The sequence below is a fragment of the Agrobacterium tumefaciens genome (assembly GCF_031801495.1).
GTDB lineage: Bacteria > Pseudomonadota > Alphaproteobacteria > Rhizobiales > Rhizobiaceae > Agrobacterium > Agrobacterium tumefaciens_K.
In genome coordinates this window covers 354,817-379,482 of record NZ_JAOEGC010000002.1, presented here as the reverse complement: position 1 = coordinate 379,482, position 24,666 = coordinate 354,817, and the positions used below count along the sequence as shown (strand labels likewise).

At 57.7% G+C, this 24,666-nt stretch carries 21 protein-coding genes and 1 tRNA gene; 7 read left to right on the top strand and 15 right to left on the bottom strand.

Annotated features, from left to right (window positions below):
• Positions 1–68 precede the first annotated feature (68 nt).
• Positions 69–1,103 carry a substrate-binding domain-containing protein gene (locus N7578_RS11245; protein WP_311110419.1) on the bottom strand — a complete coding sequence of 345 codons (1,035 nt, stop codon included), beginning with the start codon at positions 1,101–1,103 and terminating at the stop codon, positions 69–71.
• A gap of 196 nt (positions 1,104–1,299) precedes the next feature.
• Positions 1,300–2,559 carry a phosphate regulon sensor histidine kinase PhoR gene (gene phoR, locus N7578_RS11240; RefSeq protein ID WP_311112475.1) on the bottom strand — a complete coding sequence of 420 codons (1,260 nt, stop codon included), beginning with the start codon at positions 2,557–2,559 and terminating at the stop codon, positions 1,300–1,302.
• A gap of 216 nt (positions 2,560–2,775) precedes the next feature.
• Here phoR and ppk2 point away from each other — a divergent pair, with 216 nt between their 5' ends.
• On the top strand, positions 2,776–3,657 hold the full coding sequence (ppk2, locus tag N7578_RS11235) for a polyphosphate kinase 2 (protein WP_311110418.1): 882 nt from the start codon (positions 2,776–2,778) through the stop codon (positions 3,655–3,657).
• A gap of 52 nt (positions 3,658–3,709) precedes the next feature.
• Here the strand turns inward: ppk2 and N7578_RS11230 are convergent, their stop codons facing one another.
• Positions 3,710–4,837, bottom strand: a complete 1,128-nt coding sequence (locus N7578_RS11230; RefSeq protein ID WP_311110417.1) for a hypothetical protein — start codon at positions 4,835–4,837, stop codon at positions 3,710–3,712.
• A gap of 259 nt (positions 4,838–5,096) precedes the next feature.
• On the opposite strand from N7578_RS11230, the gene N7578_RS11225 reads away from it, so the two are divergent.
• From N7578_RS11225 to N7578_RS11210, 4 genes are all read left to right on the top strand, one after another.
• Entirely contained in the window at positions 5,097–6,059 is a 963-nt protein-coding gene (locus tag N7578_RS11225) for a nitronate monooxygenase family protein (protein WP_311110416.1), read from the top strand.
• Positions 6,060–6,200: 141 nt separating this feature from the next.
• Positions 6,201–6,276: transfer RNA gene (locus N7578_RS11220), tRNA-Thr, on the top strand.
• 122 nt (positions 6,277–6,398) lie between these two features.
• Positions 6,399–6,557, top strand: coding sequence for a YqaE/Pmp3 family membrane protein (locus N7578_RS11215; protein WP_311110415.1), 159 nt, complete (start codon positions 6,399–6,401; stop codon positions 6,555–6,557).
• Between the two features lie 313 nt (positions 6,558–6,870).
• On the top strand, positions 6,871–7,113 hold the full coding sequence (locus N7578_RS11210; RefSeq protein WP_311110414.1) for a DUF982 domain-containing protein: 243 nt from the start codon (positions 6,871–6,873) through the stop codon (positions 7,111–7,113).
• A 67-nt stretch (positions 7,114–7,180) separates the two neighbouring features.
• Here the strand turns inward: N7578_RS11210 and N7578_RS11205 are convergent, their stop codons facing one another.
• The 7 genes from N7578_RS11205 to N7578_RS11175 form a co-directional block, all read right to left on the bottom strand.
• Entirely contained in the window at positions 7,181–7,573 is a 393-nt protein-coding gene (locus N7578_RS11205; RefSeq protein ID WP_311110413.1) for a PRC-barrel domain-containing protein, read from the bottom strand.
• A gap of 86 nt (positions 7,574–7,659) precedes the next feature.
• Complete coding sequence (locus tag N7578_RS11200; RefSeq protein WP_311112474.1) at positions 7,660–8,541, bottom strand: AraC family transcriptional regulator; 882 nt, start codon at positions 8,539–8,541, stop codon at positions 7,660–7,662.
• A 111-nt stretch (positions 8,542–8,652) separates the two neighbouring features.
• Positions 8,653–8,934, bottom strand: a complete 282-nt coding sequence (locus N7578_RS11195) for a DUF2218 domain-containing protein (RefSeq protein WP_311110412.1) — start codon at positions 8,932–8,934, stop codon at positions 8,653–8,655.
• A gap of 112 nt (positions 8,935–9,046) precedes the next feature.
• Positions 9,047–11,173, bottom strand: coding sequence for a TonB-dependent siderophore receptor (locus N7578_RS11190; RefSeq protein ID WP_311112473.1), 2,127 nt, complete (start codon positions 11,171–11,173; stop codon positions 9,047–9,049).
• A 212-nt stretch (positions 11,174–11,385) separates the two neighbouring features.
• Positions 11,386–13,062 carry an ABC transporter permease gene (locus tag N7578_RS11185; protein ID WP_422646703.1) on the bottom strand — a complete coding sequence of 559 codons (1,677 nt, stop codon included), beginning with the start codon at positions 13,060–13,062 and terminating at the stop codon, positions 11,386–11,388.
• Between the two features lie 70 nt (positions 13,063–13,132).
• A complete protein-coding gene (locus N7578_RS11180) occupies positions 13,133–14,149 on the bottom strand; it encodes an extracellular solute-binding protein (protein WP_311110411.1) in 1,017 nt (338 codons plus the stop codon).
• Between the two features lie 153 nt (positions 14,150–14,302).
• Complete coding sequence (locus N7578_RS11175; protein ID WP_311110410.1) at positions 14,303–15,358, bottom strand: ABC transporter ATP-binding protein; 1,056 nt, start codon at positions 15,356–15,358, stop codon at positions 14,303–14,305.
• Between the two features lie 339 nt (positions 15,359–15,697).
• On the opposite strand from N7578_RS11175, the gene N7578_RS11170 reads away from it, so the two are divergent.
• Together N7578_RS11170 and pgi are read left to right on the top strand one after the other, a co-directional pair.
• Positions 15,698–17,407: a long-chain fatty acid--CoA ligase gene (locus tag N7578_RS11170; protein WP_311110409.1), complete on the top strand. Its 1,710-nt coding sequence runs from the start codon at positions 15,698–15,700 to the stop codon at positions 17,405–17,407.
• Positions 17,408–17,519: 112 nt separating this feature from the next.
• Positions 17,520–19,145, top strand: coding sequence for a glucose-6-phosphate isomerase (gene pgi, locus N7578_RS11165; RefSeq protein ID WP_311110408.1), 1,626 nt, complete (start codon positions 17,520–17,522; stop codon positions 19,143–19,145).
• A 91-nt stretch (positions 19,146–19,236) separates the two neighbouring features.
• Here the strand turns inward: pgi and N7578_RS11160 are convergent, their stop codons facing one another.
• The 5 genes from N7578_RS11160 to N7578_RS11140 all read right to left on the bottom strand — a co-directional run bounded on the left by N7578_RS11160 (position 19,237) and on the right by N7578_RS11140 (position 24,662).
• Entirely contained in the window at positions 19,237–20,163 is a 927-nt protein-coding gene (locus N7578_RS11160; protein ID WP_311110407.1) for a carbohydrate kinase, read from the bottom strand.
• Positions 20,164–20,251: 88 nt separating this feature from the next.
• Positions 20,252–20,950 carry an orotate phosphoribosyltransferase gene (locus N7578_RS11155; protein WP_311110406.1) on the bottom strand — a complete coding sequence of 233 codons (699 nt, stop codon included), beginning with the start codon at positions 20,948–20,950 and terminating at the stop codon, positions 20,252–20,254.
• A gap of 70 nt (positions 20,951–21,020) precedes the next feature.
• On the bottom strand, positions 21,021–22,058 hold the full coding sequence (gene pyrC / locus N7578_RS11150) for a dihydroorotase (protein ID WP_311110405.1): 1,038 nt from the start codon (positions 22,056–22,058) through the stop codon (positions 21,021–21,023).
• Positions 22,059–22,231: 173 nt separating this feature from the next.
• Positions 22,232–23,269, bottom strand: a complete 1,038-nt coding sequence (locus N7578_RS11145; RefSeq protein WP_311110404.1) for a 4-hydroxyproline epimerase — start codon at positions 23,267–23,269, stop codon at positions 22,232–22,234.
• 70 nt (positions 23,270–23,339) lie between these two features.
• The gene (locus tag N7578_RS11140) at positions 23,340–24,662 is read right to left on the bottom strand and encodes an alpha/beta hydrolase (RefSeq protein ID WP_311110403.1); all 1,323 of its coding nucleotides are present in this window, start codon (positions 24,660–24,662) and stop codon (positions 23,340–23,342) included.
• Positions 24,663–24,666: the final 4 nt, after the last annotated feature.

Sequence of the window (24,666 nt, the reverse complement as noted above, 5' to 3'; positions counted from 1 at the left end):
TGAATAGGAACTGTCAACCAAGCGCGGACAAAATGAAGGGCGCGGCAAGCCGCGCCCTTCATCATTGATTACATCGTGGTGCCGGCTTCGAAAGCGGAGCGGATTTCTTCACGCTCTGCATCCGGGGCTGCAACCAGACCGTAGTTGGCGAGCGGAGAGTCCGGGCCGATCATCTCGTCGGAAACGAAGAACTCAACATATTCCTTGAGGCCAGGGATAACGCCGAGGTGAGCCTTCTTCACGTAGAAGAACAGCGGGCGCGAAACCGGATACTTGCCGCTTGCAACGGATTCGGTCGTCGGTACGACGCCGCTTACGGTTGCAACCTTCAGACGGTCAGCGTTATTTTCATAGAAAGCGAGGCCGAAAACGCCGAGGCCGGTCTTGTTGGCGTCGATGCGTGCGAGGGTTTCGGTGTAGTCGCCGTCGATGTCGACAGCAGCACCGTCCTTACGGACAGCAACGCACTTTGCAGCAGCCTGCTTGGCGTCCGAAACCAGACCCTTGATCACGTCGGTGGCACCGGCTTCCTTGCAGCCGTCAGCCATGATCTTCTCTTCGAAGACTTCCCGCGTGCCGTGCTTGGATCCAGGGATGTAAGCGGCGATCGCTACGTCCGGCAGTTCCTTGTTGATTTCAGACCACTTCTTGTAAGGGTTGGCAACAAGCTTGCCGTCCTTGACAACTTCAGCAGCGAGACCGAGGTAGAGATCCTTCGGCTCAAGCTTCACGTCCGGGTTGGACTTGTCCATGGCGAAGACGATACCGTCGTAACCGATCTTCACTTCCTGAACATCGTTGACGCCAGCTGCCTTGCAGGCTGCCAGTTCGTCAGCCTTGATCTGGCGCGAAGCATTGGCAATGTCGATCGTGCCTTCGCCGACGCCCGAGCAGAACGCCTTCAGACCACCGCCCGTACCGCCGGACTCAACAACCGGAGCCTTGAAGTTCGGGAAGGTTTCGGCAAAAGTTTCAGAAACGATCTTGGCGTAGGGAAGAACCGTGGAAGAACCGGCAACCTGAATCTGGTCGCGAGCAGCGGCGGCGCCAGCGAAGGCGACAGAAGCCACCAGAGCTGCTGCGGAAAATTTAACGATATTCATTATGTCTCTCCCATCGTGGGCTTGTTTGTGGACGCAGCCGATAGCCGCATTCGCTCGTAGCTTGCGCTCGGCGACCTCTTCTTAACCACCGTAGCCACACCCTTTTATGTCACTTTGACGAAAGATTTATGACGGACTATGTATATGATTTTATTTTATTATTTTCCGTACATCTGCGCCAACGACGTCTTTTATGTCAAAATCTCACGGTAAAGTCCGTACCTACATCCAATTCCGACTTGATAATGAGGCGAGCGCGGTGGCGGGTGAGGATATGCTTGACGATGGCAAGCCCAAGCCCGGTACCCTTCTTGGATCTGCTATCGGCAACGCTGACACGATAGAAACGCTCGGTCAGGCGCGGCACGTGCTCGGCGGGAATACCCGGCCCCCTGTCGATGACACTGACCTCAACGGGGTTACCTGGCTCGGCACGCAGCCAGACATCGACAATCTTGCCTTCCTGTCCATATTTACAAGCATTTTCAACGAGGTTCTGAAAAACTTGCACCAATTCATCACGGTCGCCATCGACCTCTACCGGATGATCTGGCAGATGAAGATTGATCGTCATATCCAGGTCCGTCGCCAGCGGCAGGAGCGCATCGTGGACGTGGCCAATGACGGAAACAAGATCGACCTTCTGGTCGGGCGCGATGTTGGCACGCAGCTCGAGCCTCGACAGCGACATCAGATCGTCAACCAGCCTGCTCATCCGAGTGGCCTGATCCAGCATGATCGCGAGGAAACGCTCCTGCGCCTTGGGGTCATTGCGTGCCGGCCCCTGCATTGTCTCGATGAACCCCCGAAGGGACGCCAGAGGCGTACGCAGTTCATGGCTTGCGTTCGCAACGAAATCACTCCGCATGCGGTCGATGCGGCGCAGCTCCGAGACATCGCGGAACGAGAGGATATAGAATGCGGGCCCAGCGTCCCTCTTGGTGTCCGCCACCGCGATCCGAGCGATGAACACCCGCTCGGATGGCAGCCGCTCGAAATGCTCGATCTGGTTCGGCTGGCCGGTCGAAACGGTCTCTCTAATGGCGTCGAGCAGTCCCGGCGAGCGCAATCTTGCGGAGATATGGGCCCCGGCAGGCGAAGCACCGAAGGCGCGTTCCGCCGCGCCGTTCTGAAACAGGATCGCCGCATTCTGGTCGAGTATAAACACGGGCGTATCGAGGACGGCTAGGCCGGCTCTGACACCGGCGATGACATTCTCACCGGTTTCGCGCCGCTCCTCGACGATTTGAGGTGCACCGTTGGCCGCCGCTTTCCGATCCCTGCCTTTTACGACAAGCACGATGGTAAGGACGGCACCAAGCCACAATGCGGCGGGCAGATATGGCGAATGAAGCTCAAAAACAGTGACGACGGCAAGCATCGTGACGATCAGAATCGGCATCCAGCTATGGCGTAACTTCCACCACAAATGCCCGCTCCTCTCCTCACCTTCCATAGATGTCATGTTCGTCCGCTTCCCGATTCTCGCCCAATGACGCAATCGGAATCTCATATGCCAGCTTTATGACAGATATTCATCACGAGACTTTTTTATAGCTTATATTCACGAAATTAAGCCGGCAACGGATCCTGCACCCACGCTTGAATTCCGCCTGAGGATATGAACTCATTGGCAGTACGGTTGTTTATGCAATGAAGAAAGGGAGAGAGCATGGAGACAGAGGCAAAAGACCGATCTGTAGAACTGACTATTGGAGGAAAATTGCGCGTCTTCGATATCGACAATCCCGTTCTTCCGGACTGGATTGAGGAAAACAAGCTCTCATCCGGCGGCTATCCTTACGACAAGAAAATGAAGCAGGATGACTATGACGCGACGCTGGAAGCCCTTCAGATCGAACTGGTGAAAGTCCAGTTCTGGCTTCAGGCAACCGGTAAGCGCGTCCTATGCGTTTTCGAGGGACGTGACGCCGCGGGAAAAGGTGGCGCAATCTTCGCCATCCGCTCTTATCTCAATCCACGCTATGCGCGGGTCGTGGCGCTTCCCAAACCTACGGAAACTGAACGTGGGCAATGGTATTTCCAGCGGTACATCTCACATTTTCCAACGGCCGGCGAACTCGTGCTCTTCGATCGATCCTGGTACAACCGGGCCGGCGTGGAACCTGTCATGGGGTTCTGCACACCTGACGAGTACAAGCGGTTCCTGAAGGAAACGCCGCGCATGGAAAAAATGCTCGTCCACGAAGGCATCCATCTGTTCAAGTTCTGGCTCGATATAGGCCGGGAAACACAGCTCGAGCGTTTTCACGATCGGCGTCACAGCCCGCTTAAATGCTGGAAACTTTCGGACATGGATATCGCCGCGCTGACGAAATGGGACGACTACACGGCGAAACGCGACGAGATGCTGGAAAAGACCCATACGGATGCAGCGCCATGGACCGTCATTCGCGCCAACGACAAACGCCGCGCCCGTGTGAACCTCATCCGTCATATTCTCAATTCGCTGGATTATGAGGGGAAAGACAAAAAGGCCATCGGCGAAATTGACGGCAAGATCATCGGATCCGGACCAGCTTTCCTCAAGTAAGGCAATACAAGTGCGACGATGAAGAGCGCCGTTCAGAACGGCGCTTTTGGCCTTACTGACCCGGCAGAATGCGGACGGAGTAGAGATTGACGGAGCGGCCGTTACCGTCGATATCGCTGTTGATGAAAATCCGGCCCGGCGCGTTCGGCGCGAGCGACCGCTCGAAGGTCGCATTCAACAGCATATCTGCCCGTTCCGGTGTTGCCGTGAAGCGGTGACGCGAACAATCGCCAAGCGTGGCGAAATCGCAAACGACGGAAACCTGCGTCTGGCGGTCGGTCGATGATTGGAGCGTGATCGATATTGTCGACGACTTGCCAGCCATATCCCTCAGCACCTCGACAGGCACCTCCACGCTCACGCTGCCGTCCTGTGATGTGCTTCTGGATGTGACGCGCACGGCCTTGCCCGCGGGCGTGGCGATGTTTTCGATACCGGCCCTGCTGCCAGCCTGAATTCCGGCGGCACCGCGTTCCGCGTTGAAGACTTCAACCCAGTCATCAGAGAAGCCCCGGCCTGCGGAAAGGCTGGGGGCCGGCTCCGTACCCGTAAAATCTTCCGCCTGAACTTCCGCTGGCGGGTTTGGCACACTGGTATCGCGCTGCTGAGGCGACATGAGCAGGCCGGAGGAATAAACCCACCACGCGCCAACGCCGACAAAAGCAAGAAGCGTGACCATCATGAAAAGGCGTGTGACGATACCCCGGCGTTTCTTGCGCGCAACCGCACCTTCCGGCCTGAAGGCCAGTGAACTGTCACCTGCACGCCTGTTGCCGTCACCGGCAGGGGCGGTGCGCGGCTCGCCGCGCAATGCCTCCACATGCGGAGCGTCAAACCCTGCATCCCGCGTTTCGCCGCGCAGTTCTGGCTCGACAGCGATATCACCGTGCGGCGGCTCGTTAACCGGCTGTTTCTGCGCTTCGTTTTCGCGCGGCTGCGGCTTCAGTTGCCGCTCAACGACATCGAGGAGCCGATTGCGCTCTTCACTCTCGATCACATGGATCAGCGTTTCCAGGCGCTGCCGCTGCTGAGCTACGACCTGCGGATCATCGATGCCCTGCTTGCGCAAGCCCGCCTCAAGTGCCTGCCTTGACGACTGATAAATCCGCGCACGAACCTCGGCGTTCGATCTGTCCGATTTCTCCAGAGCATTTCTGATTGCCGTTTCCAGTCCGCTCACGCCCGATCCTTGTTCTGCTGCCCTGCGAAAATTATGCGGCATTGCGCCATTGTATCCACGATTCGGTAACGGCTAAGCGGCACATCCGCAAGCATCGTTTGCGATAAAGGCCGGACAGTTTTGGGGAAAAGCCGTTCATTGTGGCCCTGCGACCGCAGATGCAGGCATCGATTGCCATGCCATCTCCATTTTCGCTTTCATTCCGCATCCGAACACGCTAATTCTTACGTGCGCGTAAACGTAATTTATGGGAGGAAATATGTTACCGTCCGTGCTGAAAGACAATCTTCGTCTTCCGGTCATTGCCTCACCGCTTTTCATCATCTCACATCCACAACTGACATTGGCGCAGTGCAAGGCGGGCGTAATCGGTGCATTTCCAGCCCTCAATGCGCGACCGGAGAGCCTGCTGGATGAATGGCTGGCGATGATTACCGAGGAGCTCTCCGCCTACAATCAGGCCAATCCGGGACGTCCGGCCGCCCCCTTTGCCGTCAACCAGATCGTCCACATGTCGAACCGGCGGCTGGAGCATGATCTCGGCCTCTGCGTCAAATATAAGGTACCGGTTGTCATCTCTTCGCTTGGCGCCGTGCCTGAAGTCAATGCCGCCGTCCATTCCTATGGCGGCATCGTCCTGCATGATGTCATCAATGACCGCCATGCCCGTTCCGCCATCCGCAAGGGCGCAGACGGGTTGATCGCGGTTGCGGCTGGTGCGGGTGGCCACGCGGGCACGCTTTCACCCTTCGCACTCGTTCAGGAAATCCGAACATGGTTCGACGGCCCGCTGCTGCTTGCCGGTGCGATTGCCAACGGCAGCTCCATTCTCGCCGCACAGGCCATGGGGGCGGATATGGCCTATATCGGTTCTCCCTTCATCGCCACGCAGGAGGCCCGCGCTTCCGATGCGTACAAGCAGGCGATCGTCGACGCACAGGCCACCGACATCGTCTACTCCAACTATTTCACCGGCGTGCACGGCAACTACCTGAAAAAATCAATTGTTGCGGCGGGCATGGACCCGGACAATCTTCCCGAGGCCGATCCGTCGAAGATGGATTTCGAAACGGCAACAGGTGGCGCCAAGGCCTGGAAGGATATCTGGGGCGCCGGGCAAGGCATTGGCGCGGTCAAGACTATCGAACCGGTGGCCGGCCTTGTTGACAGACTGGCCGAAGAATACGAAGCCGCCCGCCGCCGCATCTGCTCGGCATCCTGAAATACGGCTTATAAACAGTGGCGCAGGCAAGGCTTTTGTGGAATTTTCAAAACTCGTGCATTCAAGGCTTGAAATCCGTGAGCATTGCCTGTATCAGCCCGCCATGACGCTGATCCGACACACTTTCGGATCGCAAGTCGGGCCGCTTTAGCTCAGTTGGTAGAGCACGTCATTCGTAATGACGGGGTCACGTGTTCGAGTCACGTAAGCGGCACCACTCTTCTCAATCCTTCCAGTCGAGTTATTTCACCCGCCCGTCTATATCCGGCGGCTGACATTTGAAACCACAACAGACCTCCGTGCGTTGATTGCCGTAAGCTCTCAAATGGAAGGTCTATCGTGGACGTTGTTCGTATTCTCGTCGCCATTCTCCTGCCTCCTGTTGGTGTCTTTCTCCAGGTCGGTCTTGGTCTGCATTTCTGGCTCAACATCCTGCTGACGATATGCGGATACATTCCGGGCATCATTCACGCGATCTGGGTGATCCTGCGGAAGTGACCGCAAGCGCCGGGCGAATTATCGTTTCCGGCCAGCCCCTACCCGACGGTAGATGATGCGGCCGGGAACATCCCCCGATACTGAACGTTATCGTTTGGCAGAAAAGGAGATTTACTATGAACCAGATCATCTACATCGTCGGTCTTGTCGTTATCGTGCTGGCGATCCTGTCATTTTTCGGATTTCGATAGTCGTCGTTGTCAATCAAGGCAGTTGCGAATATTCTAACGGCAAGAACTCGCTGGCAAAGTGGCGTGTTCACATTGGTTGCTGTGGGAAAATTTCGGTATCGCGTTGCTCTGGGAGGTGCACGATGAAAAACGAAAGATGGATGGAACCCGTTGAAGTCAACCTCGAGGCCTGCGGCAAGAATTCCGTCGCCGGCCCGCTCGAAGCACTGGCACTGCTGACCGATCGCTGGCCGACCATGCGCGGGCTAAGCTTCGTCAAGGCACGTAGCGCGTGTCGCGCAGCGCTCGACGGGCGTAAATCTCCGGAAGAGGCGCGCAGATGTTTCACAGATGCAGTGTCCGAGGTTCAGAAAAATACCCACTGACAAAAACGACATATAAAAAACGGCCCGGAAGGGCCGTTTTCTTTGCGTTTGCCATCAGGGGCGTCGCTTACATCCAGTACGGTGCAACACCGTAATAGTCATAGACCTTGCGGTCCCTGGAGCTCAGCAAAGACGCATCGTCAAGGGCCGCGAAGTGCGGCGCATTTTCGATCTGTTGCTTGGTCAGGTCGATACGATAACCATCGAGCTCTTCGTCGTAGTGAAGCTTTTCCCACGGCAGCGGATAATAGTCATCGCCGATGCCGAGGAAACCACCGAAACTCAGAACCGCGTATGCCACGCGACCATCCTGCTTTCCGAGAATGACGCGCTGGATGGAGCCGATATGCTTTCCATCTGCGCCGTAAACGCGGGTGCCTTCCACCTTGTCGCTGGCAATCAGGCTCGGTGTATCCTTGACGTAGGGATCCTGTCCGGCACGGGTTTCATTATGCAACATGACGTAACTCCTTCCGATTTATCCTCGCTGTGTCACGTCTGGTAAACCCGCCCCGCCGAAAATCGTTCCGGCTTTTTTACACGCGTTTATTGGCGGCTGCGTTGCCAGACCGACGGAGAAACACCAACCATCTTGCGGAACACGCGTGAAAAATGGGCCTGATCCGCAAAACCCGCAGCGACGGCGATGTCCGTCAGCGCCATGTCGGCCCGTGCCATCAGCTCCTTCACCCGGTCGATACGTGCCTGCATCTGCCATTGGTGCGGTGGCAGACCGGTGGACGCCTTGAAAGCATGGCTGAAGTGGGATTGCGACAGGTTCGTCAGCTCCGCCAGTTCTTCAAGACGGATGGAGCGCAGGCAATGCTCGCGAATATAGTCCGTCGCCGCTCTCAACTGCCATGAGGCAAGCTTGCTGCGTTTCCTTGATGGCTCGCGTTTCACATTAAGAAAGTCAGTCAGCAATGCCAACACGAGACTTTCACCGTAAAGATCGTGCAATGGATCCGGATTGTCGCATTCGGCTGCAATCAGCCGCGCAAGCGCCAGAAGACGCTCGTTCTCGAACATGAGATGGGGATCAAGAAGCAGGCGCGGGTCGAAGCCCTGCAACAATCGAGAACCCAGCAACCCCGCATCAAAATGCAGGTCAAGATGCCGCACGAAGGACACGTCCTTCAGTTCCGCGTACACATCCACGTCAGCCGGTACGTAGGAAATCCTGTTCGCCTCCATCGTCGCGGCACTGTCGCGCCGGGAACGGTTCATCATGAACCGGCTCTCGTCCCGACCGTCCATGTCCAGCAAAAAGACGAAGCGTGGATCTTTCCCGACATAACGACCGCCCGCCTGCGGCGCGCAGCGCACGTCCCAAAGGTCGGCAACCATACCGTTCCAGACGCGTGACCTTGGCCCGCCGACGACGGCAAAGCCCTCGATTTCATTTTCCATGCGAACGCGGAAAGCCATCGCGTCTCGATCCTGAAAGGCGCGATTGCGCGCTATAAACATGAATATTCCAATCATGTTTATAGCGCGCAAACATAGCGGCCGCAACAGCGGCCGGATTGACGGTCAATTTTAGTGCCAGCTCAGGCTTTCAACCTTTTCGCGGAAGGCGAAACGCAGCAGATGGCTTTCCACGACGGATTTCGCACGGTCCAGCTTCTCCGCATCGGGCGCGGAAACGAAGATCTTCAGGGTTTCCGGTTCCGCATCCAGCTTGGCTGCCCCGAAGTCGAACTGGCACTCACCATGCGCCTCGTTATAGTCCACCTCTATCTTGTGGGCGAAGTGCTTGAAAAGCTGCACGAGATATTTGCTACCGCTTTCGGTTTTCAGTTCGGCTCTGGCTTCCAGCATACCTGTTTCCTTCCCGGATTTTTTCAACACGACTTTTAAAGTCATCTTTTAGTTATGGCAGGCCGCAAAGACAAATGAACAGTTGGTAATCCATGCCTCGTTCAGCCCGAGATTACCACTTTTTCGAAAGCTTGAAGGTAATCGTGCGACTATCACCCCAACCGCAGACGGAGGCACCGCCGCAACCCTTCACATATTCCTTGTCAAAGAGGTTCGCGACATTGACGGATGCCATCCAGTCGTTCTTTTGGTAACGGATCGCCGCATCGAAAACAGCCGCATCGGGAACGCGCAGCGTATTGGCCGCATCCGCCCAGGATTTGCCCTGATAACGCAATCCACCACCGATACTCAGTCCTTCCAGGGCATCATTCGTGAAAGCATAGTCAAGCCACAGGGACGCCGTCTGGTTCGGGACGATCCAAGGCGACTTTCCGATCAGATTGGGATTAGCGTCCTTGGTGATGTCAAGATCGGTATAGGAATAGGAGGCGATAGCCTTCCAGTTCTCGTTCAGGTTCGCCTTCGCCTCCAGCTCGAAGCCGGTGGATTCCACTTCCCCGAACTGCCCGCTGGTGGTGATGCCGCCGGACGTATAGGAGACAACGGCGTTCTGCTTGACGAGCCTGAAGACAGAAGCGGTGATGCTGCCATCGAAGAAGGTCGGCTCGTATTTCACCCCGGCCTCGAACTGATGGCCCTCCTCCGGCGCCGCGGGGCTGCCATTGGCCAGCGTATCGATCAACGGGTTGAAGAATGTGGCTGCGGAAACATACGGCGTCAGTCCGTTGTCGAATTCGTAAGCGAGGCCAGCCCGGCCGCTCAGAGCATCGTCGTTGGAGCGCCGGGAAACACCAGCCGGCCTGCGGTTGTTCAGCTCCGTATCCACATAGTCATACCGGCCGTTCAGCGTTACCAGCCAGCCGCCACCAAACCGCAACTGATCCTGCGCATAGATGCCAACCTGCTGCTGTGTCACGATATCGTCGGCATAGATGAAGTTGGTTCCCTGTGTGGAACCATAGATCGGATTGAGAGCACCGATCGGATTGGAACCGCAGCATTTCTGGACTTCGTCGACCTTGTAATATTTGTAGTCCAGACCGAGCAGCAGGGAGTGGCTGATTGCGCCGGTTTCGAACTCGCGCTCGGCCCGGTTATCGATACCGAAACTGTCGACCTTGGAGACACCCTCATAACCATACCGCGTCAGCATGTAATCATTGGTGGTGGGATCAAGGATCGGCTGACCGCTTGCGTCCGCATTTGCCCATCCACCGGTGTAGGGGCCGCTTTCATGTTTGTAGAGGTGGCCATAACGGGCGTTCTGGCTGAGCTTCCAGCCATTGTCGAATTCGTGGCTGACCTCGTAACCGATCATCGACTGATAAACGCGGCCGTTGTCGATATCCGGTTCGCCATAGAACGCCTCCCGGCTCAGCTTGCCGAAGGGGGCATCCACGACTGTCCCGACGTAGGGCAGAAAACCGTTGCCGACATGCACCTGGTCAAGCGCAGAGAAATATCCGTAGACCGTCGCACTGGTCTGCGCGTCCGGCTCGAAGGTCACCTGCGGCATGATGAAACCGCGGAGGTCTTCGGAATAGTTTGTGTAGGTATCGCCACCCGACACCTTGCCGGTGACGCGGTACTTCCACACGCCCTGTTCATCGACCTTGTCACCGACATCGAAACCGAAGAAGGCGTTGCCGAAGTTGTTGATACCGATCTCGGTCTCGCGCACGGGTTCATCCTGAGGACGTTTACTGACCATCTGCACGATGCCGCCCGGATTGGCGCCGCCATAGAGAACGGAGGCCGGTCCCTTGAGAACCTCAACCCGCTCCAGCCCGTAGGCGTCCATCTGGAAGCCGCCAAAACCGTAACTGAACAGGTTCAGGTCATCGAGAAACACGCCGGTCTGGGTCGCCTGAAACCCGCGAATGTAGAACCAGTCGGTATCCGCATCGGTACCGAAAGGTTCCGTGGTGACGCCAGGCGTGTAACGCAGCACCTCGTCGATCTTGGTAACGGCGCCGCGGTTATCCATCTCTTCGCGCCCGACAACGGAGACAGATTGTGGAATGTCCCTGGTGTCCGTATCGGTTTTCGAACCGGTCGCGCTTTTCTTTGCGACGTAGCCTCGGACCGGACCTGTGGCGCTCTGCGTGCCCTGCCCTTCCACGGTAATCTCCTGCAACACGGTTGTGTCCTGCGCACTCACCGACAGTGGTAGCATGCAGATCGCGATAGCCGTGCCAGCGGTCAGGCGGCTCAGAAACGTCACATTCAAATTTTTCAAGACATGCCCCACAACATATCGGCGACCAGCGTCGTGGCAACGGGCCGCAACACCTCAATAAGATGAGTGTCTACATCAAGATTAAGGCGAAATGCTTGTTCGTTTCGGGTAGGATTTGAAGCTTCTTGGCTTCTTGCAGTTCCTCGGCGTCAGGTTTTACGACGTCCGACCCGTGCAAGCAGCATGACTGGCAGGATACCGATGACGACAATCGCCAGTGCCGCAATCGACGCTTCTTCGTAAGTGCCGCGCGCGGCCTCACCGTAAAGATGCGTGGCAAAGGTTTCGAAATTCAGCGGCCGCAGCAGCAGCGTCGCGGGCAATTCCTTCACACAGTCCACGAAGACCAGCAGGCCGGCTGCGGCCAACGACGCTTTCGACAGGGGAAGATGGATCTGACGGAACGTCTGCGTGGCCGAACGGCCAAGGGTTCGTGATGCATGATCGAAAGACATCGGAATACGGCTCAATCCGGCGTCGACCCCACCGGCAGCAATCGTCAGGAAGCGCGCCGTGTAGGCATAAACCAGCGCAGCACCGCTCCCGATCAACAGAAGGCCCGTGGAAACACCGAAAAACTCGCGCATCGTTGCGTCGAGGAAACGGTCGAAACCGCCCAACGCGATCAGCACGCCGATGGCAACGACCGTTCCGGGTGCGGCATATCCAATGGTGGACAGACGAAACGACCAGACAGACAGCTGTCCCGGTGCCAACCGCATCGCATAGGCTACGGCAAGACCGAAGAAGACAGTGAGCAAGGTCGCAAGCCCCGCAAACGTTATCGTATTCATGGCTTCAGCGGCGAAACGGGACGAAAGACCGCTGAACTGAAAACGCTTCCAGGCCTCGATGACGAGGTAGGTGGCCGGTGCGGCAAAACCGATGATGACGGGCAGGATGCCGAGGCAAAATGCAAAAAAAGCCTTCAGGCCGAAAAGCCTTATGGGCTCAAGCTCCCGGCTCTTCTGTGCCGAAGCGGCATATCGCTGCTTTCGCCGCGCCCACCGCTCCAGCGCAACGAGCGCGACAACAATGAACAGCATCGAAAGCGCGATCTGCGCCGCACCCGGCAGATCCGACTTGGTGATCCATGTGGTATAGACGGAAACCGTCAATGTCCGGACACCGAGGAATTCCGAAGCGCCAATGTCGTTCAGCGCTTCCATCAAGGCCAGGCTGACACCCACAGCGATCGCTGGCCGCGCCAGAGGCACCGCAACTTTCAGAAACGCAGCACACCGGGAAACCCCAAGCATTCGTGCCGCTTCGATCAGATTGCCCGCCTGCGTCAGGAACATCGCCCGCACCGGGATATAGATGTAAGGGAACAGGACGAAACCCAGAAGAACGATGCAGCCCGTCATGGAGCGGATATCAGGGAAACGGAACTCACGCGGACTGGAGTATCCGAGCAGCCAACGGATGGCACCCTGTACCGGACCAATCGGATGGAGGATGTCGAGATAGGCGTAAGCGACGATGTAAGTCGGCATTGCGAGTGGCAGAAGCAATGCCCACTCCAGCATCTTGCGGCCGGGAAAATCATAGGCGGTCACAAGCCAGGCGCAACACGTTCCGATAATACCGGCCAGCAGACCGACGCCTGCCATCAGCACGACAGTCTCCGGCAGGGCCGTCATCAGAACGGTGGACCGCAGATGCGCCCAAAGGCCTTCAGACCCTTGCACGGCCTGCGAGAAAAGCGCCAGAACGGGGACCATGGACCCCAGCGCGGCAAGCAGCGACAGGCCAAGCCACCAGAACGAAGATCGAAGCCTTGTTCCGGTGTCCGCTGCTGGACGCTGAATGGATTGTGTATTCATGCGCTCTTCTACAGACAGCCAAAGGCGCCCGCCAGGGCGAGCGCCTCTTCTTTGGTAACAAGCCCGACCTTTAGTTGTCGAAGCCTAACTTGTCGACCAGTTCGCTCGCCTGCTTGCGATGCGAAACGATTTCCGTCAGCGGCTTGTTATCGATCTTGAGGGTACCAAAGGATGCAATGATCTCGTTCAGGGCAGCGCCCTGCTTGACGGGATATTCGTAGTTGGCCTCGGCATAGATCTTCTGGGCTTCGTCCGAAACGAGGTATTCGAGAAGCTTGACAGCTTCAGCCTTGTTCGGAGCGTTCTTGGCCACAGCCGCGCCGCTGATGTTGACCTGCGTACCACCGTTCTTGAACGTCGGCAGAACGACCTTGATGGCATCGCCCCACTTGACCTGTTCCTCGCCGCCCTTGCCTGAGCGCATCAGGCCGACATAGTAGGAGTTGGCGATGCCGATATCGCAAATGCCGCCAAGGATATCCTTGGCAACGTCGCGGTCGCCGCCGCCTGCCTTGCGTGCCAGATTGTCCTTGACGCCTGCGAGCCACTTTTCAGTATCGGCTGCGCCATAGTGGGCAATGTAGTCGGCGAAGAGCGCGGTGTTGTAAGGATGCTGGCCCGAGCGGATGCAGACCTTGCCCTTCCACTTTGAATCCGCCAGATCCTCATAGTTGAACGAGGCCAGGTCTACGTCCTTGGCGGCATAAAGAACGCGGGCACGCATCGACAGGGCAAACCAGTTGCCCTTGCCATCGCGCAGTTCCGCCGGGATCGCCTTGGTCAGAACTTCGGATTCCACCGGCTGGGTTACACCCTTTTCGGCGAGATCAACCAGATTACCAGCATCGACGGCCATCAGGATGTCGGCAGGCGAGCTGGCACCCTCGCTCAGAACGCGTTCGGCCAGACCATCCTTGAGAAATACCGTGTTGACCTTGACGCCGCTTTCTTTAGTGAACGCGTCCAGCAACGGCTGGACAAGGCCGGGTTCGCGGGTCGTGTAGATGTTGAGCTCAGCAGCCCCAGCCGTGCCCGCGGCAAAAGCAACGGTGCTTGCAAGCAATAGGATGTTGGAAAGCTTCTTCATGGTATCGTTCACTCCCTCTTAAACGTCACACAAGATGGAGGCAGCAGACACCATACTTGACGCATCAAATCAAGATTTATCTCGCCCGTCAGAGCCGGTTTCGATCACCAAAAGTTGAAAATCGATCATAACTCTGTGGAGCAATTCACGACCTCAACCCTGAGTAAACACCAGTACCCCACGCGGATCGATATCAACACGCACCGCAGTTGTTTTGGCCGGCATGCGCTGCATCGTTCTCACACGCAGATCATGGGCGAGGCCCGGAACGGAAATTCCCAACTGCTCAATCTCACCCAGGAAGACTCGGCTCGATATCTGTCCCGATATACCGTCTCTCGTTTCATTATCATCCAGAATGGAAATGGCATTCGGACGGACATAAACGACCGCTGACTGGCCCTCGGCAAAGCCGGACGCATCACCAAGAAGACCCAGAGGCGTCGTCACCCGCCCCTGGCTGACCGTGCCGTCGATCTTGTTGAAGGCGCAGAAAAAGTCGGCCGCATAACGGGTTCTGGGGTTATCGTGTATTTCATATCCGGTTCCGGTCTGAACGATGCGCCCCCGCTGCATCAGAACGACACGATCTCCAGCAGACAACGCCTCTTCCGGATCATGCGTCACCATGATTGCGGTGGTGCCCAGCTTGCGAAGAAGCCCTAGTGTTTCTTCACGCACGCTGTCTCGCAGGCCGCGATCCAGATTGGAAAAAGGCTCGTCCATCAACAGAAGCCCAGGTTGAGGCGCAAGGGCGCGTGCAAGGGCGACGCGCTGCTGCTCTCCACCAGAAAGCGTATGCGGATAACGCTTGGCCAGCTCCTGAAGGCTGACGTGCGCTATCATCTCCTCCGCTCGCTGGCGCGCCTGTGCCTTGGGCAAAGATTTGAGGCCAAACATCACATTCTGCTCGACAGTCAGATGCGGGAAGAGAGCGTAGTCCTGAAACACGAAGCCGATGTTGCGCTTTTCGGGTTCCACGAAGGCGTAGGTGCCAGCAACCTCGGTCCCATTCAGCACCACACTGCCCTGCTCGGGTGTTTCCACGCCCGCAACGATGCGCAGCAGCGTGGACTTTCCACAGCCGGATCGGCCCACGAGGCATATTATTTCGCCACGCTCAACAGTCAGCTCGACATCGGACAGGACAGCCGTTCCGCCGTAGCTTTTTCCAACCGCTTTCAGTTCAAGCGCCGCACTGCCTGCCATTCCAGTCCTGCCTTCCCGTTGTCCATTATGTTGATCGCTCAAATCAGGATTAAAGTCAAAATTTTCGGCCGCAGCGGACCCGTTATCACAAGCGTGGAACATCCTCGGCAACAATATTGACGTTTACGTTAGAGTTAAATACGGTTCCTTGCAGATGGACGATGCGTCGCAACGCGTTTATCATTCGTCACCGGAGGCAGGAGGAGCAGGCAACCCGGTGGCACCATATCCAGGCGCTGGCAATCGATTTCGATGTCGGCATATGGATGGCACAATCTGAAGCGTCCTTTGCGCGATCACTCGAACGCGCGGCGCACCGAAATTTCTGGGAGGAGAAGCATGAGTGAGTTGACCCTGGGGCACCAGGAAAGTGCTGACGCCAAGAAGCGTTGGCTGGCATCGTATCCGCCGGGCGTACCGCGAGAGATTCCGGCACCAAGCCATGCTTCTCTTGTCGATCTTCTGGAAAAGAGCTGTGCGCAGTTCTCGGATAGAAAAGCCTTCTCCAGCATGGGCAAGTCAATCACCTATCGGGATCTGGAGCAGATGACACGCTCGGTTGCGGCCTGGCTGCAATCACGCGGGCTCGAAAAGGGCGACCGCGTGGCGGTGATGATGCCCAATATCCTGCAGAACCCGGTCGCTGTGTATGGTATTCTCCGCGCAGGCATGATCGTGGTGAACGTCAACCCGCTTTATACGCCCCGGGAACTCGAGCACCAGTTGAAGGACTCCGGTGCCAGGGCGCTTTTCGTTCTGGAGAACTTTGCTCACGTTGCACAGCAGGCCGTACCCAGAGCCGCGGTGCGGCATGTCGTGGTTGCCTCGATGGGAGATCTGCTTGGCCTGAAGGGCCATCTCGTCAATCTCGTGGTCCGCAAGGTCAAGAAACTTGTGCCATCTTACACAATCCCCGGTTCGATCAGTTTCAAGGCCGCGCTTCGTGAAGGCGAAAACCTGAAGCTGAAAGCCCCGTCGTTGGCACCGCAGGATATCGCCTTCCTGCAATATACCGGCGGCACGACAGGCATCTCCAAGGGTGCCGTGCTCACTCACGCAAACCTGCTGGCCAACAAGGTCCAGATCAGCCTCTGGCTCGATGCAGCATTTGCCAGCAAGCAGCGTCCTGAAGTCCTCAACTTCGTCTGCGCCCTTCCGCTCTGCCATATCTTCGCCCTGACGGTGAATTCGCTGATGGGCATCGCGCTTGGTGGCCACAATCTGCTGATCGCCAATCCCCGCGACATACCCGGCTTCGTCAAGGAGCTTTCGACCTACCGGCCGCATGTTTTCCCGGGCATCAACACGCTCTTCAATGCGATGATGAACAACGAGGATTTCCGCAAGCTCGACCTGTCTTCTTTGATCCTCGTGCTTGGCGGCGGCATGGCGGTGCAAAGGCCGGTTGCGGAGCGCTGGCTGTCAATGACCGGCTGCCCGATCGCCGAGGGCTATGGCCTTTCGGAAACCTCTCCCGTCGCCACCGTCAACCGGCTGGACGCAGCGGAGTTCAGCGGCACCATAGGCCTGCCTATCTCCTCCACGGAAATCGACATCCGCGACGAGGACGGCAACAGCCTGCCGTCCGGAGAAATCGGCGAGATCTGCATTCGCGGCCCGCAGGTCATGGCCGGATACTGGCAAAGGCCGGACGAAACGGCCAAGGTCATGACTGCGGACGGCTTTTTCCGCTCCGGCGACATGGGCTTCATGGACGAGCGCGGCTATACGAAAATCGTCGACCGCAAGAAGGACATGATCCTCGTTTCCGGCTTCAACGTCTATCCGAACGAGGTCGAAGAAGTGGCAGCCGCCCATCCCGGCGTGATGGAATGCGCTGCAATCGGCATTCCCGACGAGCATTCGGGGGAAATCGTGAAACTGTTCGTGGTCAAGAAAGATCAGGCGCTGACCGAGGCGGAACTGAAAGCGTTCTGCGCCCAAAGCCTGACCAATTACAAGCGGCCCAAGATCATCGAGTTCCGCACGGAACTGCCGAAATCGAACGTCGGGAAAATTCTCCGGCGGGAGCTTCGTAACCTGAACTAAGACGAAAAAGAGAGCCGGGCAACCGGCTCTTTTCTTTTATCAAAGTCGCCTTGATTTGGCCGCCTGAAAGAGAATAGTTTCCTCATCCTTCCACGGAGCCGAGGAGCATCAAATGCAGGCCATCATCGACAAACTGAAAGCAACGGCGAGCAGCACTGCCGCAACCGATCTTCGTGCCGCCTTCGCGGCCGACGACAAGCGTTTCAGCCGTTTCAGCGCGAAATTCGATGACTTGCTGATGGACTATTCGAAATGCGCCGTGAATGACGACATCATCGCGCTGCTTGAGAAGCTGGCGGTCGAGGGCGGCGTCGAAGCCAAGCGCGAAGAGATGTTTACCGGCAAGGCCATCAACTTCACCGAAGACCGCGCCGTCCTCCATACGGCTTTGCGCAATCGCTCGAACACGCCCGTTTTGGTCGACGGCAAGGACGTCATGCCTGATGTCAATGGCGTTCTGGCGTCGATGGGCAAGTTTGCCGATGCGATCCGCTCTGGCGCGCTCAAGGGTTCGACCGGCAAGAAAATCACCGATGTCGTCAATATCGGCATCGGCGGCTCGGATCTTGGCCCGGTCATGGCGACGCTCGCGCTGGCGCCTTTCCATGACGGTCCGCGTGCGCATTTCGTTTCCAACATCGATGGCGCGCATATTGCCGATACGCTCAAGCTGATCGACCCGGAAACCTCGCTCTTCATCGTTGCCTCAAAGACCTTTACGACAATCGAGACGATGACAAACGCGGCAACGGCCCGCAAGTTCATCGCAGACAAGCTCGGCGAAGATGCCGTGAAGCATCATTTCTGCGCGGTTTCCACCGCGCTTGAAAAAGTCGCTGCCTTTGGCATCGATAGCGACCGCATCTTCGGTTTCTGGGATTGGGTCGGCGGCCGTTATTCCATATGGTCTGCCATCGGCCTGCCGCTTATGATCGCCATCGGTCCGGACAACTTCGGCAAGTTCCTGGATGGCGCACATGCCATGGACAAACATTTCCGCGAGGCACCCGTCCGCCAGAACCTGCCGATGCTTCTTGGCCTGATAGGCTTCTACCACCGCAACGTTCTCGATTATCCGACACGGGCGATCCTGCCTTACGATCAGCGTCTGTCGCGTTTCCCGGCCTATCTGCAACAGCTCGACATGGAATCGAACGGCAAGGGCGTGACCATCGACGGTACGCCGGTCGAAGGCCAGTCCGGGCCGGTCGTCTGGGGTGAGCCCGGAACCAACGGCCAGCACGCCTTCTACCAGCTGATACACCAGGGAACGAGCGTCATCCCGGCGGAATTCATGATCGCGGCAAACGGCTTCGAGCCGGAGCTACGCCACCAGCACCAGCTCCTCATAGCCAATTGCCTGGCGCAGTCCGAGGCACTGATGAAGGGGCGCACGCTGGCGGAGGCAAAAGCGCAGCTCACCTCCAAGGGCATGGAAGACAGCCAAGCCGACTTCATCGCGCCGCATCGCGTCTTTACCGGCAACCGCCCGTCGATCACTTTCGTCTACGACAAGCTGACGCCGTTCGCGCTCGGCCGCCTGATTGCGCTCTATGAGCACCGCGTCTTCGTGGAAGGCGTGCTCTTCCGCATCAACTCCTTCGACCAGTGGGGCGTGGAGCTTGGCAAAGAACTGGCAACCGGCCTGCTGCCCGTCGTGGAAGGTAAAGAGAGTGCGGCCGGTCACGACAGCTCCACACAGGGGCTGGTGAAGGAACTGGCCGGACTGGCGAAGTAAAATCCACTTACACGATCACATACAAAAGCCGGAAGGAAACTTCCGGCTTTTCTCATTCAAGGTATCGGCTGGATCGGTCTGATAGGCTGATTTAGAGCCCGATCTCATGCGCCCAGGGCGGATTAGCGCCTGCGCGGGATACGGTGACAGCTGCGGCCTTCGCTCCAAGCGCCAAAGCCTTCCGGATCTGGTCTTCGGTCAATGCGGCAACCTGCGCCTTGGTCAGCAGTCCCTGTATCTTCAGCGAGGCGAGAATGCCCGCATCGAACGTATCGCCAGCACCAACCGTATCGACGACCTCGACGCGTTCCGAGGCGACCTCGACTTTAAGGTTGGCGGTGTAACCGACCGCACCTTTGGCGCCACGGGTCACGACCACCAGTTTCGCACCGTGGTGCAGCCAGTGGCGGGCAAGCGTGTCCTCGTCGCCGTCCAGACCGAACCAGGCAAGATCCTCATCGGAAAACTTCACGATATCGGACAGTGCCGCCATTCGGTTGATGCGGTCGAGATGTTTCTGCTTGTCCTTGATGAAGCCGGGGCGGATGTTTGGATCGAGCGAGATGACCCGCTTGCCATGTTCCCGCACCAGCAAGGCTTCATAGGTACTGCCGCAAGGCTCGGGAATAAGGCTGATAGCGCCGAAATGCATGGCCTCGCAGTCGGGACCGAGGTTTGGAAGATCCGCCTCGGAGAGCATACGACCGGCCGTGCCTTCATCGTAGAACGCGTAAGTCGCGTGGCCATCCACCAGCTTGACGAAAGCAATCGTGGAAGGGCGGTTGGAGAAGGCGCAGAGGCTGTAGTCAACCTTGCTGGCCTTCAGCGTATCCTTCAGGATTTCGCCCATCATGTCATCGGCGATACCGGAGAAAAACGCAGCCGGTACGCCGAGACGCCCGAGCGCAATCGCCGTATTGAAGACCGCTCCACCTGCGTAAGGGGCAAAACCAGCCTCTCCCAACGTTGTCTGCCTTGGCAGCATGTCGATCAGGGCTTCACCACAACACAGGATCATAACGGTCCTCCTCAAACCAGTAAATCAACCAAACTTAAATCGATTTAAACGACGACAGGCCAAAAGGCCAGCCTGTCACTACCCCAAATTACGATTGCGGCAATTCGCTGACGCCACCGTGTTTCGCCGACCACGGCAGGGGATTGTCGAGGAAGGCTTCAACTTCCGACAGGGTTTTATCGTCAAACAGTTTTTCGGCACGGGCGACGGCGAGAACGTTGCGCCATGTGCTGAGGTAATGCAGCTGGACGTTGCCGTTCGCGAAGCGCGCTTCGGCTTCCTGGAAGATACCGTAGTAGAAGAGCGCGATGCCATGATCGACAATTCCACCGGCCGCACGGATGGCATCGATGAAGGTGAACATGGAACCGCCAGCCGTCGTCAGATCCTCAATGACGAGAACCCGTGCGCCTTCCGGCATGTGACCTTCAATCTGCGCGTTGCGGCCATGGCCCTTCGGCTTCTTGCGGCAGTAGATCATCGGCAGGCCAAGGCGCTCCGCCAGGAAAGCAGCAAAGGGAATGCCTGCCGTCTCACCACCCGCCACGCAATCGAACTTCTCGAAGCCCGCATCGGCCACGATCTTCGCCGCTGCAAAATCCATCACGGCAGACCGGATGCGCGGGTAGGAGATGAGCTTGCGCATGTCGATGTAGACCGGGCTCTTCATGCCCGACGCGAAGGTGTAGGGGCTTTCGGAATTAAAGTGGACCGCCTTGATTTCCCACAACATCTTCGCAACCAGCTCAGCCACCACGGCACGATCAGTGAATGTAAATTGGGACATCGGCGTTTTCCTCTTTTGATCAGCAAGTGCATAGAAAAACTGCCGGAGAATCCGGCAGCAATTGAATGGTTTATTGAACGTCCCAGTAAAGCGGGAACATAGGATCGAACACCGTCACAAGCCCGGCGCCGGTTTCGATCTTGGTGGGGAAGTTGACCTGCTCGTCGCGCTTGACCAGCGTGATCGTGTCTTCGTTCGGGGCGAGGCCATACCATGCAGGCCCGTTCAGCGAGGCGAAGGCTTCCAGTTTGTCGAGAGCGCTGTCCTGCTCGAACACATGCGCGAGGCAGCTCATGGTGTTGATCGAGGTGTAGATGCCGGCGCAACCACAGGCACATTCCTTGAGCGGATCGACATGCGGAGCCGAATCCGTGCCAAGGAAGAAACGGGCATCGCCGGAGGTCGCTGCTTCACGCAGGGCCAGACGGTGTTCCTCGCGCTTGGCAACGGGCAGACAATAATAGTGCGGCTTGATACCGCCAACCAGAATAGCATTGCGGTTGATGATAAGGTGATGGGTCGTGATGGAACCGGCAAGGTTGGCCTTGGAGGACTTGATGTAGTCCACGCCATCCTTGGTCGTCACGTGTTCCATCGTCACTTTCAGTTCCGGCAGTCGCTGGCGCAGCGGCTCCAGAACCGTGTCGATGAAAGCCTTCTCGCGGTCAAAAATATCGACTTCCGGTGTCGTGACCTCGCCATGCACGCACAGCGGCAAGCCGATTTTCGCCATGCGCTCCAGAACCGAGGTAACCTTGCTCAAATCCCTGACGCCGCCGTGCGAATTCGTGGTAGCACCGGCCGGATAGAGTTTGACGGCATGGATCAGGCCGCTTTTCTTGCCCTCTTCCACATCATCGGCACTGGTATCTTCGGTCAGATACAGCGTCATCAGCGGCTCGAAACGGTCGCCAGCCGGAATGGCCTTGACGATACGCTCACGGTAGGCGCGGGCATCCGCAGTCGTGACCACCGGCGGCACAAGGTTCGGCATGATGATGGCGCGCGCGAAATGGCGGCTGGTGTCGCCAATCACACCCTCCAGCACGGCGCCATCGCGCAGGTGCAGGTGCCAGTCATCAGGGCGGCGAAGGGTGATCGACTTCATCGTGAGAACCTCTAAAGCATGTCGCGCAAAATTTGCTGCGGTTTTGCGATCACGACATGCGTAATACAAGACCGACAGCTTTCTGGAGTCCGGCCCGCTTAGCATCTTTCATCAGAAGAAAACAGCCGCAGAAGGAAATCGGCGGCTGTTCATGGCATTTTTTTCGAATGGCTTCAGATGCCGCCTGCCTGCGGTCCCCACACATCCGTCATGGCAAAGCCATCGGCCAACGGATCGAACGGGTCGAGGCCGACCTGATGCAGCCCGAAAGTGAAACCGCGACCGGCAATGGTGGGGATGACGGCGGCGCGGCCCGCGACTTCGGTGACGGCAGACAGCCCGACGTCGAATTCGGAACCGATGATGGAGCGCGATTTGTATTCATCGCCGACCTTCACCTTGCCGCGCGCATAAAGCGTGGCGAGATTGGCGGAGTTACCGGTTCCACAGGGCGAACGGTCCGCCCTTCCCGGCCACATGGTCGTGCAGGTACGGATCGATCCGTCAGCGTCCACGTCGCGGAACATGACGTAGGCCACACCGGAGATCGCCGGAATTTCCGGATGAACAACCTGAATTTCGCGATTGACGATATCCTTCAGCGTCATGCCGGCAGCCACCAGCTTTGCGGCATTGGCCTTGTCGATCGTCAGACCGATCTGGCGCACGTCGACCAGCGCGTAGAAGATACCGCCATAAGCGATATCCATCGTCACCTTGCCCCATTCGGGCGTTTCGATACTGACGTCGAGTTCGTGCACAAATGACGGAACCATGGTGAGCTTAACCTTCTCGCACCGTCCGTCTCGGCAGGTGGCCGTCGCCTTCACCAGACCGGCCGCCGTCTCCAGCATGACCACCGTTTCCGGCTCCTGCATTTCCACCATTCCACTTTCCAGCAGCGCCGTCGTGGCGCAGATAGAATTGGAACCGGAGCTGGCATGGGCCTGATCAGGCTGGAGAATGACAAAGGCGGCATGCGCATCCGGATGCTTCGGGGGCAGCAGCAGGTTCACGGAGCCCATTGGCGTCCCACGCGGCTCCAGCGTCAGGAACCGGCGCAGCGCGTGTCCCTTCGGATCACTGTTCATCCAGTCAAGCTGCTCGGCAACCGTGTTGCCCGGAATTTTCGGGGCGCCACCAGTTACGACACGGCCGATTTCGCCTTCGCAATGTACATCGAGAAGCTGGAGGGTGCGTTTCCAACGCATGGGACTTACTCCGGAAGTTTACGTCTGGACCGGACCATATCCACAAAAATACAAACTGTACACAAAGATATCAGCGATTGCCGCATTCGGCCCTGTTACGGTTGGCAGCAGCATTGCAGTTGATCCTGGACGAACGAAGCGCATCCTCGTCCACCACGGCACCGGCCGTATCGCCGACCGAGCCGATCGTGTTCTCAACGGAACGTCCCAATCGCTCCACCTGACGCCCGTAGTTGTCACGGGTGCGCGGATCAAACACAGCAATCGGCGCACTGACAACGACGCTGGCTGCGGTCCCGACTGTCTGCGCTGCACCAATGCTGACGGCGCCAAGAGCCTCACCAAGACCGACATCCGAATCCGTCACCGTCTGGCCCGCAATAAGCCGGTCGCCAATCAGCCGTACGACTTCAGGGCTTTCGGCAAATTTGCCGTGGTTAAGGCGATCACCTGATTGCAGCTTGGTGAGATCCAGAACGGTGATGCCCGCCTTTTCGAGTTGGCTGCGATAAGGCTCAACCGAAGGATCGATCTGCCCCAGACGGTCGACATTACCGGAAATCCGGCGCGACAGGCTGAGCGCCCTGTCATCCTGGGACACGAAAAGCGTGAACTGCGGCGGCGTCTTGCCAAGGCTGACAAACTGACGGCTGAACACGTCCACATCAAGGTCGGGAGCAGCAAGGATGACATTGCCGATCTTGGGATTGACCCGGCCGTTGCGGATCGCCATCTGACGCAGCGCTTCAACGGCAAGCCAGGTACCCATGGAATGTGCCATGACGGTGATTTCACCGATGGATTTGTCTCTGGCCAGACGGGTCAGCATTTCTTCGAGCGCATCGCGCGAGTAGTTGGTGCTTTCCTTGTCGTAGTTGTAGTCGAAGATGCTTGCGCGTGACGGCCAGGTGAAGACCACTGGCACGACATCCGTGCGGGAATCATGCACGATCTGCGCAAAACGGTAGACGGATTCCTCGTAGCGGTTGTTGAAGCCGTGGACGAAAACCAGAACCCGCCGGTCCTTCTGGATATGCTGCCCGATCCAGCTTCTGGTTTCCGCCTCCGATGTGATGGGCTTGATAGCCACCGTCGTGAAATCCTTCAGCGGATCAGGCGGCAGCTTTTTCGGCCATTGCACCTGCCCCACCTCGCGATTGGCGTCCGGCGGGATGGAAACCGTCACTGCATCGACCTTCAGGCCGGTACCACGTTCGCCGCCAAACAACACGGCCGGATTTTCCGACGGCGCACGTGTCGTCGCCACAAGAAGATTAACCGGCGTCGTGCCCGCCACTGTCGTTCCGGTTGGCGTCATTACCCCGATGGGACGCCCGCCACATCCGGCGAGCAAGGCAACGATGGCGATCATGGCCACGAAGCGAAACGGCATCAGG